The sequence below is a fragment of the Streptomyces sp. DSM 42067 genome, assembly GCF_055792885.1.
In genome coordinates this window covers 2339870-2353719 of the sequence record NZ_CM147706.1, presented here as the reverse complement: position 1 = coordinate 2353719, position 13850 = coordinate 2339870, and the positions used below count along the sequence as shown (strand labels likewise).

At 68.0% G+C, this 13850-nt stretch carries 14 protein-coding genes and 1 rRNA gene; 9 read left to right on the top strand and 6 right to left on the bottom strand.

What is annotated here, in order from left to right; all coding sequences use genetic code 11:
• Positions 1-196: 196 nt before the first annotated feature.
• Together ACSMXV_RS11070 and ACSMXV_RS11065 are read right to left on the bottom strand one after the other, a co-directional pair.
• Entirely contained in the window at positions 197-1306 is a 1110-nt protein-coding gene (locus ACSMXV_RS11070; RefSeq protein ID WP_473177480.1) for an S-adenosylmethionine:tRNA ribosyltransferase-isomerase, read from the bottom strand.
• Positions 1297-2004 (bottom strand): SDR family NAD(P)-dependent oxidoreductase, encoded by a 708-nt coding sequence (locus ACSMXV_RS11065; protein WP_473178889.1) that lies wholly within the window; start codon positions 2002-2004, stop codon positions 1297-1299. The genes ACSMXV_RS11070 and ACSMXV_RS11065 overlap by 10 nt, the downstream gene beginning before the upstream one ends.
• A gap of 213 nt (positions 2005-2217) precedes the next feature.
• Here ACSMXV_RS11065 and ACSMXV_RS11060 point away from each other — a divergent pair, with 213 nt between their 5' ends.
• The 4 genes from ACSMXV_RS11060 to ACSMXV_RS11045 all read left to right on the top strand — a co-directional run bounded on the left by ACSMXV_RS11060 (position 2218) and on the right by ACSMXV_RS11045 (position 4910).
• Complete coding sequence (locus ACSMXV_RS11060; RefSeq protein WP_473177479.1) at positions 2218-3363, top strand: GAF domain-containing sensor histidine kinase; 1146 nt, start codon at positions 2218-2220, stop codon at positions 3361-3363.
• Positions 3356-3997: a response regulator gene (locus tag ACSMXV_RS11055; RefSeq protein WP_181659394.1), complete on the top strand. Its 642-nt coding sequence runs from the start codon at positions 3356-3358 to the stop codon at positions 3995-3997. Before ACSMXV_RS11060 ends, ACSMXV_RS11055 begins: the two co-directional genes overlap by 8 nt.
• Before the next feature lie 197 nt (positions 3998-4194).
• Entirely contained in the window at positions 4195-4440 is a 246-nt protein-coding gene (locus tag ACSMXV_RS11050; protein ID WP_181659395.1) for a chaplin, read from the top strand.
• Positions 4441-4670: 230 nt separating this feature from the next.
• Positions 4671-4910, top strand: coding sequence for a chaplin (locus tag ACSMXV_RS11045; RefSeq protein WP_473177478.1), 240 nt, complete (start codon positions 4671-4673; stop codon positions 4908-4910).
• 346 nt (positions 4911-5256) lie between these two features.
• Here ACSMXV_RS11045 and ACSMXV_RS11040 read toward each other — a convergent pair whose 3' ends face one another.
• Positions 5257-6039, bottom strand: coding sequence for a hypothetical protein (locus ACSMXV_RS11040; RefSeq protein WP_473177477.1), 783 nt, complete (start codon positions 6037-6039; stop codon positions 5257-5259).
• A 122-nt stretch (positions 6040-6161) separates the two neighbouring features.
• Between ACSMXV_RS11040 and ACSMXV_RS11035 the strand changes: the two genes are divergently transcribed.
• The 3 genes from ACSMXV_RS11035 to ACSMXV_RS11025 all read left to right on the top strand — a co-directional run bounded on the left by ACSMXV_RS11035 (position 6162) and on the right by ACSMXV_RS11025 (position 8567).
• Positions 6162-6953 (top strand): ABC transporter ATP-binding protein, encoded by a 792-nt coding sequence (locus ACSMXV_RS11035; protein WP_473177476.1) that lies wholly within the window; start codon positions 6162-6164, stop codon positions 6951-6953.
• Positions 6954-7015: 62 nt separating this feature from the next.
• Complete coding sequence (locus ACSMXV_RS11030; RefSeq protein ID WP_473177475.1) at positions 7016-7444, top strand: NfeD family protein; 429 nt, start codon at positions 7016-7018, stop codon at positions 7442-7444.
• A gap of 175 nt (positions 7445-7619) precedes the next feature.
• Positions 7620-8567, top strand: a complete 948-nt coding sequence (locus ACSMXV_RS11025; RefSeq protein ID WP_181659400.1) for an SPFH domain-containing protein — start codon at positions 7620-7622, stop codon at positions 8565-8567.
• 63 nt (positions 8568-8630) lie between these two features.
• Here ACSMXV_RS11025 and ACSMXV_RS11020 read toward each other — a convergent pair whose 3' ends face one another.
• From ACSMXV_RS11020 to ACSMXV_RS11010, 3 genes are all read right to left on the bottom strand, one after another.
• The gene (locus ACSMXV_RS11020) at positions 8631-9137 is read right to left on the bottom strand and encodes an HNH endonuclease (protein ID WP_473177474.1); all 507 of its coding nucleotides are present in this window, start codon (positions 9135-9137) and stop codon (positions 8631-8633) included.
• Between the two features lie 286 nt (positions 9138-9423).
• Positions 9424-9963: a YbhB/YbcL family Raf kinase inhibitor-like protein gene (locus ACSMXV_RS11015; RefSeq protein ID WP_473177473.1), complete on the bottom strand. Its 540-nt coding sequence runs from the start codon at positions 9961-9963 to the stop codon at positions 9424-9426.
• Between the two features lie 39 nt (positions 9964-10002).
• Positions 10003-10785: a sporulation protein gene (locus ACSMXV_RS11010; RefSeq protein ID WP_473177472.1), complete on the bottom strand. Its 783-nt coding sequence runs from the start codon at positions 10783-10785 to the stop codon at positions 10003-10005.
• A 184-nt stretch (positions 10786-10969) separates the two neighbouring features.
• On the opposite strand from ACSMXV_RS11010, the gene ACSMXV_RS11005 reads away from it, so the two are divergent.
• Positions 10970-11620 (top strand): DNA-3-methyladenine glycosylase, encoded by a 651-nt coding sequence (locus ACSMXV_RS11005; RefSeq protein ID WP_473177471.1) that lies wholly within the window; start codon positions 10970-10972, stop codon positions 11618-11620.
• Positions 11621-12196: 576 nt separating this feature from the next.
• Positions 12197-13722: ribosomal RNA gene (locus ACSMXV_RS11000) — 16S ribosomal RNA — on the top strand.
• Positions 13723-13850: the final 128 nt, after the last annotated feature.

Genomic DNA, 13850 nt, shown 5'->3' with positions numbered 1-13850 from the left:
CGACGGCAGCCATTCTTAGCGGCCGCAAAATCCTGGGGCAAAGGTGTGACGTACGATCCGAGATAGTGGATCACGAAACGGACTTATGGCACCGAAAGGCCCTCTTACCCCAGTGATGGGACTTTCGTCCCCTACTAGGCCACTCCGTACGTGACGTGCGCCCTATGTGCGGGCTCACATGGCGCCCATAAGTTTCTCACCCATAGTTTCCGGGGCAACGCGCCCCGTGGTCGGACATTTCGGGCACCAGGAGGTGGGTGTCGCCGAACTCGTGCCACAGGTATCCGAGCCGCAGTGCTTCCCCGTAACCACGGCTGATCGTCCGCCGTCCGGCGATCGCCTCCAACATCAGCAGATGAGAGGCCTCCGGCTCGTGCAGTCCGGTCAGCAGGCCGTCGACCACGCGCACGCCGCGCTCCGGCGTGATCACCAGATCCGTCCAGCCCGATGCCGCCCGCACGATCCCGTCGGATCCGGCCGCGGACTCCGCCGCGCGCACGGCCGTCGTACCCACCGCAATGACCCGGCCGTCCCCCTGCCGCACCGCATTGATGAGCCGCGCCGAGTGCTCGGAGACGGTGAATCGCTCCGGATACGGCGGCTCGTGGGCCTCCGCCGATGCGACGCCTGTGTGCAAAGTGACAGGTGCGAATTGCACTCCCCGGCTCACCAGCTCCGCCACCAGCCGCGGGGTGAAGGGCCGGGCCGCACTCGGCATCTCCGCGCTCCCCGACCCGTCGGCCGACGGCCGAGCGAACACCGTCTGGTAGGCGGACAGCGGCTGGTCCCGCTCCGTATAGGAGTAGCGAATGGGCCGGCCATGCCGCCGCAGCAGCGCCGGCACGCCCTTCCCCGACACCCGGGCCCACCACAACCGCCCGCTGCCCGGGCTCAGCGGCTCCTCATATACGAGGCACGCGCCCCCGGACAGCTCCACCACTGCTCCCGCAGGTCCGCCCGCACGCGCGCGCGTAGTGCCCCCGCCGTCCGGATCGCGCAGCTCCACCGCCCACCGGCCGTCATCGCCCCGCGTCGAGAAGTGCGCCACCACGCGTGCGTGCCCGATCCGGCCGTCCACCGCTGCGGCCAGCGTCGGCGACGTGTTGACGATGAGTAGATCGCCGGCGCGCAGCAGCCGAGGCAGCTCCACGAAGTCGTGGTGGGACACCTCTGTGCCGCGCGACACCATGAGGCGCACCGCGTCCCGGTCGAGCCCGGGACCACGCTGCTCGGCCGGCACCCGCGCCGACAGCTCGTCGGGCACCTGGAACGCCAGATCCGGCGGCCGACCCGCGGTCAGGCCCATGGCATGGGCTCCATGAGAGAGGGAGCGGAGTACCGGCCGCTCGCCGGACGGTCGTCCAGCAGCCGCAGGAAGACAGGAGCGATCTCGTCGGGCGTGGGCGTCTGCGACAGGTCCTCGTCGGGCTCCGCGGCGGCCAGCATGTCCGTACGCATCCCGCCCGGATCCACCCACCAGACCCGTAGATCCGGCTCCTCCACCGCCAGTACGGCCGACAGCTGGTCCAGGGCCGCCTTCGTCGCTCCGTAGGCGCCCCACGTCCGGTACGCCTCCACCGCGGCGTCCGAACTCAGATTGATCACGGTACCGGCGGGCGCCACGCGCAGCAGGGGCAGTGCCTCCTGCAGCAGCCCCAGAGGCGCCACCACATTGGTCTCCAGCGCGGCCCGGAAGCCGTCCAGCGGATGGCTGTCGAGCCGAACCAGCGGCTCCGTACCCAGGATCCCCGCGTTGTTCACGAGCAGATCGAGGCCGCCGAGCCCGCGTGCGGCGGCCACCAGCGCACCCCTGTGTCCGGCGTCGGTGACGTCCCCCGCCAGGGCCACCACGTGCGTTCCGTGCTTCCGCAGTTCCTGCGCCGTCGTCTCCAGCGGTCCAGCGGACCGCGCATCCAGTACGAGGTCCCAGCCCCGCTCGGCCAGGGCAGCGCTCAGTGCACGCCCGAACCCCCTCGAAGCCCCCGTGGTGATCGCCACCGGCATGACGTCCGTCCCCTCGTCGCACCAGGCACCGCCGTCCCGGCGGCCGCCTCGGATCGGCCCTTCGGCCGCCTTCAACGTAGGAACGGACCCGCCGCCGGCGCCTCGTACCCGGGCCCGGGCATGCCAGGGCCCTTCGCCCTAAGCCCAGGGCCCTAGGCGGCTGCCGCCACAGGTCCGATACGCCCTGTCACACCGCGCCGGTACGGTGAAGGCATGAGTCACGGCCCCCGGTCCGGCCTGTACGCGGTGAGTTCCGCGCTGCTGGCCATGAGCAGACACCTCGAGGTGCGCGACGTCCTCAAGACGATCGTCGCCTCGGCCCGCGAGCTGCTCGACGCGGAGTACGCGGCGCTCGGCGTGCCGGACGACCACGGCGGCTTCGCGCAGTTCGTGGTCGACGGGGTCAGCGACGAGCAGTGGAAGGCCATCGGCCCGCTCCCGCGCCAGCACGGCATCCTCGCCGCGATGCTGCACGAGGCGAGGCCCCAGCGCCTCGCCGACGTACGTCAGGACCCCCGCTTCGAGGGCTGGCCGTCCGCCCACCCGGACATGTCCGACTTCCTCGGCCTGCCCATCCGCGACGGCGACGAGACCATCGGCGCACTCTTCCTCGCCAACAAGAGGTGCCCCAAGCCCCAAGGCGGCTGCGGCTTCACCGAGGAGGACGAGGAGCTGCTGTCGATCCTCGCCCAGCACGCCGCCATCGCGCTCACCAACGCCCGGCTGTACGAGCGCAGCCGCGAGCTCACCATCGCCGAGGAGCGCTCCCGCCTCGCCCATGAGCTGCACGACGCCGTCAGCCAGAAGCTCTTCTCCCTGCGTCTGACCGCCCAGGCCGCGACCACCCTGGTCGACCGCGACCCGTCGCGCGCCAAGGGCGAGCTGCAGCACGTGGCGGCGCTCGCCGCGGAGGCCGCGGACGAACTGCGCGCCGCCGTCGTCGAGCTGCGCCCCGCCGCCCTCGACGAGGACGGCCTGGTCGCCACCCTGCGCACCCAGGTCCAGGTCCTGGACCGCGCCCACTCCGCACGGGTCACCTTCGCGTCCGGCGGAGTGCGCGCCCTGCCCGCCGCGCAGGAGGAGGCCATGCTGCGGGTCGCCCAGGAAGCCCTGCACAACGCGCTACGCCACTCCGGCGCCGAGCGCGTGGACGTTCTCCTCGCCAAACGCGGCCCGGGCGCGGTGCTCCGGGTCACCGACGACGGCAGCGGCTTCGAGCCCCGTGCGATACGACGGGCGGGGCGCCACCTGGGCCTCGTGTCGATGCGCGACCGGGCAAGCGGCGTCGGCGGGGCGCTGACCGTGGAATCGGCGCCCGGCAAGGGCACCACGATCGAGATGGAGGTTCCCGGTGGCTGACCCGATCAAGGTCCTGCTCGTCGACGACCACCAGGTGGTCCGCCGCGGGCTGCGCACCTTCCTCGAGGTGCAGGACGACATCGAGGTCGTGGGAGAGGCGGCCGACGGCGCCGAAGGCGTCGCCCAGGCCGAGCAGCTGAAACCGGACGTCGTCCTGATGGACGTCAAGATGCCGGGCATGGACGGCATCGAGGCCCTGCGGAAACTCCGCGAACTCGACAACCCCGCGCGCGTGCTCATCGTCACCAGCTTCACCGAGCAGCGCACGGTCGTCCCCGCCCTGCGCGCGGGCGCCGCCGGGTACGTCTACAAGGACATCGACCCGGACGCGCTCGCCGGAGCCATCCGCTCCGTCCACGCCGGCCATGTGCTGCTCCAGCCGGAGGTCGCCGGCGCCCTGCTGTCCCAGGAGGAGACGGGCAACAGCCAGGGGAGGGGCGGCTCGCTCACCGAGCGGGAGCGGGAGGTGCTGGGCCTGATCGCGGACGGGCGCTCCAACCGGGAGATAGCCCGCGCCCTCGTCCTCTCCGAGAAGACGGTCAAGACGCACGTGTCGAACATCCTGATGAAGCTCGACCTTGCGGACCGCACCCAGGCCGCGCTCTGGGCCGTACGGCACGGCGTGACCGGCTGATCTCCGCAGCCGATCGTCCTGCTGACCTCGCATGGCAGGGCAGGCAGCGAGTGGTGACGCGGACGGTTCCATTCCAGGCTGAGATTCATACTGTCGTGTGGATGTCCCTCTGATGGCGTATCCCGCCTGGGCCCCCGGCCGTTCTCCAGGCGTGCTGCGGTACTTGGCCGCAGTGATCGCTAGGAGGGTCCAAGAAAGTGAAGAACCTGAAGAAGGCCATGGCTGTCACGATGGTGGCGGGGGGCCTGGTCGCCGCCGGTGCCGGTCTCGCCTCCGCTACCGAGGGTGCGCACGCGGGCGGCAGCGCCAGCCACTCCCCGGGTATCGGTTCGGGCAACCTGATCCAGGCGCCGGTGCACGTCCCGGTGAACGCGGTCGGCAACACCGTGAACGTCGTCGGGGCCCTGAACCCCGCCTTCGGTAACTACGGGTTCAACGGCTGACAAGCACCTCAGGTCAATCGCTGACCACCACCGGCCCCCAGAGGATTCAACTCGGGGGCCGGTCCGCGTTCCCGGGAGCATGATCCGCTTATTGGTCTGTTCCGTGCCGTTGTGTGCGCCTTCTGGGTACATCGACCGCCCCTCCCGTGCCATCGGGCCGACGGCTCCGTTCCCCAGTGCATGCGACCCCGTGGACGGGGTCGAAACGCTCAGCAGGAGGAACGCTTCCCATGAACATCGCCAAGAAGGCAGCCCTGACCATCGCCGTCGCCGGTATCGCCGCGGGCGCGTCCGCGGGGGCCGCGGTCGCGGACGCCAACGCCAGCGGCGCGGCCACCGGATCGCCCGGCATCCTCTCGGGCAACGTCATTCAGCTCCCGGTTCACGTCCCCGCCAATGTCGTCGGCAACAGCATCAACGTGGTCGGTCTGCTCAACCCGACGTCCGACAACCAGGGGTCGAACAGCTGACGCACCCCTCTCGGGTCTCGGGCCCCGCGAACCTCAGCGGGTTCGCGGGGCTCTTCGCGTCCAGAGCGGCCCGGGGAAGTTCAGGCACGCCCCCACGCCCCACGCCGCCCGGCACGCTCCCTCACTGCCTCAAGGGCGTGGGAGGTGTCCCCACTCGCCGCACCGGCCAAAGGCCCCAGTAGCTCCTCCCCATTGCCTTAAGGGCGTGGGAGATGCCCCATCGAGGACCTTCGTCCGGCACTCCCCCAGCCTCCGGCCGGGGGGACCCCCAGAGCACGCACCCGCTGTTGACACAAGCCGCTGCCGCGGCGGGCGCGGGAACGCACCCGCACTTCCCCGGCACCGCTCACCCCCGCTCCCGCTCCTCCACGTACGCGTTGTACGCCGCCACCTGCGCCCGGCGCGCCGTGCGCTCCACGGGCCGCAGAGCCTGGGCCCGCGCCGCCATCTCCGACGCGCTCACAGCCCCGCCGTGCCCGTTCTCGTAGGCCACCGAGATCAGCAGCCCCACGCGCTGCGCCAGCTCCAGGACCCGTACCGCCCGCGGCGGATACCCCGGCGCGAGCACCTCGCGACCCCGCTCGGCCCGCGCCCGGTACGCATCGATCGCCGCCTCCGCGACAGGACCCGAGCCGGCGACGTCGAGCCGCGACAGCACCGCCGTCGCCTCCCGCAGCGCCTCCGCCAGCTCCCGTTCGGCCTCCCCGAGCGAGGGCACATCGGCCGGCGGAGCCTCCCGTACGGGCAGGCAGTGCCAGACGACCTCCACATGGACATCGCCGTCGGGCCCCACCTCGTACACCTCCGGTACGAGGCCCAGCGCGGCGCCCTGGCAGACCACCGCCTCCTCCGCATCGAGCGCCCGCGCGTTGAACTCGGGCGGTCCGCTCAGCCCCAGCGGATGCCCGGGCGCGGGCAGCGCGACCCGCAGGCCCGTCGTACCCAGGGCGCGCAGCCGCCCCAGCGCGAGCGTCAGCCCGACCGGAGACGTCTCCCCGGGGAGCCCCTCCACCCGATGGATCGCGTCATCGCCGACAATCGCGTCCGCGGCGTCATCCGGTGCAACAAACCCGGCCAAAAGGGCATTTCCCCATGCGGCCAGCCGTCCTGAGCGTGGTTCCGAGAGCATGCACCCAGCCTAAGGACCGGGCTAGCGGCCGGACCGCACGACCGGTGGCGTAGGTTTTTCCCTGGGGGCTGCGCCCACAGGCGCACGCGACAGCCGAGACTGCAATGGGAGACAGTGCGCTCATGAGCGATGTACTGGAGCTGGAGGACGTATCCGTGGTCCGCGAGGGCCGGGCTCTGGTGGACCAGGTCTCCTGGTCGGTGAAGGAGGGGGAGCGCTGGGTGATCCTCGGCCCGAACGGCGCCGGAAAAACGACCCTCCTGAATGTCGCGTCCAGCTACCTCTTCCCGACCAAGGGCTCCGCCACCATCCTCGGCGAGACCCTCGGCAAGGTCGACGTCTTCGAACTCCGCCCGCGCATCGGCATGGCCGGCATCGCCATGGCCGAGAAGCTTCCCAAGCGCCAGACCGTCCTCCAGACCGTGCTCACCGCCGCATACGGCATGACCGCCGGCTGGCACGAGGACTACGAGGACGTCGACGAGCAGCGCGCCCGCGCCTTCCTCGACCGCCTCGGCATGAGCGACTACCTGGACCGCAAGTTCGGCACGCTCTCCGAGGGCGAGCGCAAGCGCACCCTGATCGCCCGCGCGCTGATGACCGACCCGGAGCTGCTCCTCCTCGACGAGCCGGCGGCGGGCCTGGACCTCGGCGGCCGCGAGGACCTCGTACGCCGCCTCGGCCGCCTCGCCCGCGACCCCCTCGCACCCTCGATGATCATGGTCACGCACCATGTCGAGGAGATCGCCCCCGGCTTCACCCACGTCCTCATGATCCGCCAGGGCAAGGTCATCGCCGCGGGCCCGCTGGAACTCGAGCTCACCTCCCGCAACCTCTCCCACTGCTTCGGCCTCCCCCTGGTCGTCGAGCAGAACGGCGACCGCTGGACCGCACAGGGCCTGCCCCTGTCCTGACCCGGCCGCGCGACCCGACCGGGCCCCTGTCCGCGGAAGACTCGCGGTCCTACCATGACCATGTGGACATCGATGCGTGGGTGTGGTGGCTCATTGGCGCGGCCGCACTGGGAATTCCGCTCGTACTGACCGCGATGCCCGAGTTCGGCATGCTCGCCGTGGGTGCCGTCGCCGCCGCCGTGACCGCGAGTCTCGACGGCGGCATCGTGCTCCAGGTCCTCGTCTTCGCCGTCGTCTCGGTCGCCCTGATCGCGCTCGTACGCCCGATCGCTGCCCGGCACCTGGCACAGCGCCCCCAACTGGCCACCGGCGTGGAGGCGTTGAAGGGCAGACAGGCCGTCGTGCTCGAGCGCGTGGACGGGTCCGGAGGCCGGATCAAACTCGCCGGCGAGGTCTGGTCGGCACGCGCCCTGGACACCGGGCAGACCTACGAGGTGGGCCAGGAAGTGGACGTCGTGGACATCGACGGCGCCACCGCGGTCGTCATGTGACGTGGTGATCCGGGGCGTGACCTCGAGTGTGATGTCACGTCATGTGACCGAACGCCTCCCGTCGCAGGCGGCGTTCTGACAGACTCGACCAGCAAGATCTTCAGGACCCCGAGGTACCTCAACACCCTTGGGATCCAGCGGACATGACGAGTCAAGAAGGGTACGGGGAGCCACGATGGAACCGATCATCATCGTCCTGATCATTCTGGTGGTGCTGGTCTTCATCGCCCTGATCAAGACCATCCAGGTCATCCCACAGGCAAGTGCCGCAATCGTCGAGCGCTTCGGCCGCTACACGAGAACGCTGAACGCGGGCCTGAACATCGTCGTCCCGTTCATCGACTCCATCCGCAACCGCATCGACCTCCGCGAGCAGGTCGTACCCTTCCCGCCCCAGCCGGTGATCACCCAGGACAACCTGGTCGTCAACATCGACACGGTCATCTACTACCAGGTGACCGACGCCCGTGCCGCGACCTACGAAGTCGCCAGCTACATCCAGGCGATCGAGCAGCTCACCGTCACCACCCTCCGCAACATCATCGGCGGCATGGACCTCGAGCGGACGCTCACCTCCCGTGAGGAGATCAACGCGGCCCTGCGCGGCGTCCTCGACGAGGCCACCGGCAAGTGGGGCATCCGCGTCAACCGCGTCGAGCTCAAGGCCATCGAGCCGCCCACCTCCATCCAGGACTCGATGGAGAAGCAGATGCGCGCCGACCGTGACAAGCGCGCCGCCATCCTCACCGCCGAAGGTATCCGCCAGTCGCAGATCCTCACCGCCGAGGGTGAGAAGCAGTCCGCGATCCTGCGCGCAGAGGGTGAGGCCAAGGCCGCAGCGCTGCGCGCCGAGGGCGAGGCGCAGGCCGTCCGTACGGTCTTCGAGGCGATCCACGCCGGAGACCCCGACCAGAAGCTCCTCTCCTACCAGTACCTCCAGATGCTCCCGAAGATCGCCGAAGGCGACGCCAACAAGCTCTGGATCGTGCCCAGCGAGATCGGCGACGCCCTCAAGGGCCTGTCGGGCGCCATCGGCAACTTCGGCCCGACGACCGGGGGTTCGGGCAAGCAGAACGGCAACGGCACAGGCACCGAGCGCCGAGAGCAGCCGCGCATCGACTAGGACATGAAGGTGCCCCGCCTCCAGGGAAGGCGGGGCACCTTCATGTCGTCTTCCTGCTTGCGGTCACGCAGCCGGCTGCGCCATCCACTCCGGCAGCGACTCCAGATCGTCATGCCCCAGCGCCAGCAGCATCGCGTCCGCAGGAGTCGGCTCGAACGGCTCCCGCAGCAACGGCATACCGGCCTGCTCCGGCGTACGGTCCGCCTTGCGGTGGTTGTCCTCCGCGCACGAGGCCACCGTGTTCAGCCAGGAGTCAGCGCCACCCTGCGACCGCGGCACCACGTGGTCCACGGTCGTCGCCCGCCTTCCGCAGTACGCGCACCTGTGCTGGTCCCGTACGAGAACACCGCGCCGCGACCACGGCGCTTGTCTTCGGAAGGGCACCCTCACATACCTGCAGAGTCTGATCACCCGCGGCACGGGAAGATCCACCGCGGCCGCGCGCATACGGAGTTCGGGGTGGGCCTGCTCGACGACGGCCTTGTCCTGAAGCACCAGAACGACGGCTCGGTTCAACGTCACCGTCGACAGCGGCTCAAAGCTCGCGTTCAGCACCAGCGTGTCCCGCATCCAGCCCACCTCCCGTGTGCACCGGCCCACCCCCTGGCGGGCTGGGATCAACTCTGGCCGGGCACGCCGAGATGGACAACGCAATATCTGTGCCTCCCGGGGGACTGCGACCACACCACTACCACCGCAGATCCCCGGGCCCCCGGCAACAAAAATGCCCGCCTCTGATCAATTCCAAGACCAGAGGCGGGCAAACGTTCTGTGAACCTTCAGTTCGACGGGGCGTCTGTCGCGTGACGGACGCCTGTCCCTCGGCGCGCGATGGTTATCCCTCGGCCTGGGGTGGTTATCCCTCGGCCTGGGACGCGTACTCACCGATCAGCTGTGCACGCGCCAGGGTGTGGAAGCGCAGGTTGAACCCGACTACGGCGGGCGACGCGTCGGAGTCCGGACCGAGCTTCTCCTGGTCCACCGCGTACACGGTGAACACATAACGGTGCGCCGGGTCCCCGGGCGGCGGCGCGGCGCCCCCGAAGTCCTTCGTCCCGTAGTCGTTCCGCACCTGGATCGCGCCCTCGGGCAGCCCCTCGAACTTGCCGCTGCCCGCACCCGTCGGAAGCTCCGTCACGGACACCGGGATGTCGAACACCGTCCAGTGCCAGAACCCGCTGCCCGTCGGGGCGTCCGGGTCGAAGCACGTCACGGCGAAGCTCTTGGTCTCCGGCGGGAAACCCTCCCACCGCAGATGCGGCGAGGTGTTCCCGGCCGCGTAGACCTGAGCGTCCTTCAGCACCGCGCCCGGCTCGACGTCCTCGCTCACCACCGTGAACGAGGGCACCGGCGGATGGAAGTCATGCGGAAGCGGCGGCCTCTTGAGCTCGGTCACGTCTGTACCTCCTGGATCGGCGATGTCTCCCGCCCGAGCCTAGAACCAGTTGCGACGGCTGCCGACCTGGGACAGCCACTCATTGAGGTACGCCGCCCAGTCGGTCCCCTGGAAGTCGTGCAGACCGACCCTGAACGCCTTGTACGAGTCGCTGCCCTCACTGAAGAGGCCCGGCTTCTTGTCCATCTCCAGGATGACGTCCATCTCACGGTCGTCCGCGACGAAGCTCAACTCGACCTGGTTCAGCCCGCGGTACTGCTCCGGCGGCACGAACTCGATCTCCTGGTAGAACGGCAACTGCTGCCGCGTACCCCGGATGTGACCGCGCTCCATGTCCGCGCTCCTGAACCGGAACCCGAGCTGCCCGAAGGCGTCCAGAATCGCCTGCTGCGCCGGCAGAGGATGCACGACGATCGGGTCGAGATCACCGGAGTCCACGGCCCGCGCGATCTGCAGCTCGGTGGTGACGCCGATGTTCATGCCGGGCAGCTGACGCCCGGCGAAGCTCGTGATCGGCGTCTCCCAGGGAATGGAGAGCCCGAACGGCACCGCGTGCACCGCGCCCGCCTGCAGCGAGAAGGCACCACCGAGCCGCATCTTCGTGAACTCGATGTCCTGCTTGACCTCCTGGTCACCCCCCTCGACCTCGACCCGGGCCTGAAGACCGACCGACAGCCCCTCGATCTCCTGGTCGACGGACCCACCCTGGATCCGCACCTCGCCCTGGACGACACCGCCCGGCACCACATTGACCTCGGTCAGGACCGTCTCGACCGACGCCCCACCAGCTCCCAGGCTCGCCAGCAGCCTCTTGAACCCCATATCTCTCCTCCCCGGGAGGCGCCTGTCGGCCAGACGCGATCCCTGATCACTGATCCTTGATCCTCGGGCCCTTGATCCTTAGAAACGCGACCGGACCCCGGCCGGTTCCGAGCCATCACCCTGGCAAGCAGCAGGGCCCATGGCCACCCGCGCGTGCACACCGGTTGCACTACGCTCGTACGCCATGATCACGGCCCCCGACCGTACGCCCCTCAGCCAGGAGTTCTTCGACCGCCCCGTCCTGCAGGTCGCACCGGACCTGCTGGGCCGCATTCTCGTGCGCAACACCCCGGAGGGCCCGATCGAACTCCGCCTCACGGAGGTCGAGGCATACGCGGGTACGGAGGACCCGGGCTCCCATGCCTACCGCGGCCGCACCGCCCGCAACGACGTGATGTTCGGTCCGCCTGGTCACGTGTACGTCTACTTCACCTACGGCATGTGGCACTGCATGAATCTGGTCTGCGGCCCGGAAGGCATGGCGAGCGCGGTCCTGCTCCGCGCCGGCGAGATCACGGAGGGCGCCGACCTCGCCCGCAAACGTCGACTCTCGGCCCGCACCGACAAGGAACTGGCCAAAGGTCCGGCACGACTGGCGACGGCTCTGGGCGTGGACCGGGCGCTCGACGGCAGCGACATATGTGCGGGCGCCGACGCCCCGCTCAGCATCCTCACGGGAACGCCCGTACGTCCTGACCAGGTCCGCAATGGTCCCCGTACCGGAGTCGCCGGCGACGGTGGCGACGGAGAGGCCCACCCCTGGCGCTACTGGATCGCCAACGACCCCACGGTCAGCCCATATCGGGCCCACACGCCGCGCCGGCGCCGAACTTGACTCGCCCCTGGGCGGGGCGTAACGTAGCCCGAGCCGCTTGAACCGGGTACGGCGTTCAGCCAGCAGCCGGAAGCGGCCAAACCCCACTACTCAGCAAGGACTCCCCATCAGCGGGTGCTTATTTCCTGTGCCTTTTGTGTGCCGGAATCTGAGCTCGCGAAGCTCAATTATGAGCAGCCGGGAGAATCGGCTAACGTAGTGAATGTCGAAAGGCCGCGAGGCCGAAAAGACACAGCGTGAATATCCCGCTTACGGGATGCCCGCCGACAGGGAATCGGATCGGAAAACGATCTGATAGAGTCGGAAACGCAAGACCGAAGGGAAGCGCCCGGAGGAAAGCCTGAGAGAGTCTCTCGGGTGAGTACAAAGGAAGCGTCCGTTCCTTGAGAACTCAACAGCGTGCCAAAAATCAACGCCAGATATGTTGATACCCCGTCTCCGGCCGGTTCGGCTGGGGCGAGGTTCCTTTGAAATAACACAGCGAGGACGCTGTGAACGGCCGGGCTTATTCCGCCTGGCCGTTCCGCTCTCGTGGTGTCGGCCCGCAGTCTTTAATTAGGCGCAGTCGGGAAAACATTCACGGAGAGTTTGATCCTGGCTCAGGACGAACGCTGGCGGCGTGCTTAACACATGCAAGTCGAACGATGAAGCCCTTCGGGGTGGATTAGTGGCGAACGGGTGAGTAACACGTGGGCAATCTGCCCTGCACTCTGGGACAAGCCCTGGAAACGGGGTCTAATACCGGATATTACCTGGGAAGGCATCTTCTCGGGTGGAAAGCTCCGGCGGTGCAGGATGAGCCCGCGGCCTATCAGCTTGTTGGTGAGGTAGTGGCTCACCAAGGCGACGACGGGTAGCCGGCCTGAGAGGGCGACCGGCCACACTGGGACTGAGACACGGCCCAGACTCCTACGGGAGGCAGCAGTGGGGAATATTGCACAATGGGCGAAAGCCTGATGCAGCGACGCCGCGTGAGGGATGACGGCCTTCGGGTTGTAAACCTCTTTCAGCAGGGAAGAAGCGAGAGTGACGGTACCTGCAGAAGAAGCGCCGGCTAACTACGTGCCAGCAGCCGCGGTAATACGTAGGGCGCAAGCGTTGTCCGGAATTATTGGGCGTAAAGAGCTCGTAGGCGGTCTGTCACGTCGGATGTGAAAGCCCGGGGCTTAACCCCGGGTCTGCATTCGATACGGGCAGACTAGAGTGTGGTAGGGGAGATCGGAATTCCTGGTGTAGCGGTGAAATGCGCAGATATCAGGAGGAACACCGGTGGCGAAGGCGGATCTCTGGGCCATTACTGACGCTGAGGAGCGAAAGCGTGGGGAGCGAACAGGATTAGATACCCTGGTAGTCCACGCCGTAAACGGTGGGAACTAGGTGTTGGCGACATTCCACGTCGTCGGTGCCGCAGCTAACGCATTAAGTTCCCCGCCTGGGGAGTACGGCCGCAAGGCTAAAACTCAAAGGAATTGACGGGGGCCCGCACAAGCAGCGGAGCATGTGGCTTAATTCGACGCAACGCGAAGAACCTTACCAAGGCTTGACATATACCGGAAACGGCCAGAGATGGTCGCCCCCTTGTGGTCGGTATACAGGTGGTGCATGGCTGTCGTCAGCTCGTGTCGTGAGATGTTGGGTTAAGTCCCGCAACGAGCGCAACCCTTGTTCTGTGTTGCCAGCATGCCCTTCGGGGTGATGGGGACTCACAGGAGACTGCCGGGGTCAACTCGGAGGAAGGTGGGGACGACGTCAAGTCATCATGCCCCTTATGTCTTGGGCTGCACACGTGCTACAATGGCAGGTACAATGAGCTGCGAAACCGCGAGGTGGAGCGAATCTCAAAAAGCCTGTCTCAGTTCGGATTGGGGTCTGCAACTCGACCCCATGAAGTCGGAGTTGCTAGTAATCGCAGATCAGCATTGCTGCGGTGAATACGTTCCCGGGCCTTGTACACACCGCCCGTCACGTCACGAAAGTCGGTAACACCCGAAGCCGGTGGCCCAACCCCTTGTGGGAGGGAGCTGTCGAAGGTGGGACTGGCGATTGGGACGAAGTCGTAACAAGGTAGCCGTACCGGAAGGTGCGGCTGGATCACCTCCTTTCTAAGGAGCATCTAGGCCGCCAAGCTTGCTTGGTGGTCCAGAGCCACTACGTCGGCGAACGATCGACGGTGGTTAGCTCATGGGTGGAACGTTGATTATTCGGCACACTTGATCGTCTTCTCCTTCCA

Excerpts from the sequence above, each read along its gene's own strand:
- ACSMXV_RS11005 (WP_473177471.1), top strand. The coding sequence starts at position 10,970 with ATGATCACGGCCCCCGACCGTACGCCCCTCAGCCAGGAGTTCTTCGAC.
- ACSMXV_RS11045 (WP_473177478.1), top strand. The coding sequence starts at position 4,671 with ATGAACATCGCCAAGAAGGCAGCCCTGACCATCGCCGTCGCCGGTATC.
- ACSMXV_RS11060 (WP_473177479.1), top strand. The coding sequence starts at position 2,218 with ATGAGTCACGGCCCCCGGTCCGGCCTGTACGCGGTGAGTTCCGCGCTG.
- ACSMXV_RS11065 (WP_473178889.1), bottom strand. The coding sequence starts at position 2,004 with ATGCCGGTGGCGATCACCACGGGGGCTTCGAGGGGGTTCGGGCGTGCA.
- ACSMXV_RS11020 (WP_473177474.1), bottom strand. The coding sequence starts at position 9,137 with ATGCGGGACACGCTGGTGCTGAACGCGAGCTTTGAGCCGCTGTCGACG.
- ACSMXV_RS11040 (WP_473177477.1), bottom strand. The coding sequence starts at position 6,039 with ATGCTCTCGGAACCACGCTCAGGACGGCTGGCCGCATGGGGAAATGCC.
- ACSMXV_RS11070 (WP_473177480.1), bottom strand. The coding sequence starts at position 1,306 with ATGGGCCTGACCGCGGGTCGGCCGCCGGATCTGGCGTTCCAGGTGCCC.
- ACSMXV_RS11010 (WP_473177472.1), bottom strand. The coding sequence starts at position 10,785 with ATGGGGTTCAAGAGGCTGCTGGCGAGCCTGGGAGCTGGTGGGGCGTCG.
- ACSMXV_RS11025 (WP_181659400.1), top strand. The coding sequence starts at position 7,620 with ATGGAACCGATCATCATCGTCCTGATCATTCTGGTGGTGCTGGTCTTC.
- ACSMXV_RS11035 (WP_473177476.1), top strand. The coding sequence starts at position 6,162 with ATGAGCGATGTACTGGAGCTGGAGGACGTATCCGTGGTCCGCGAGGGC.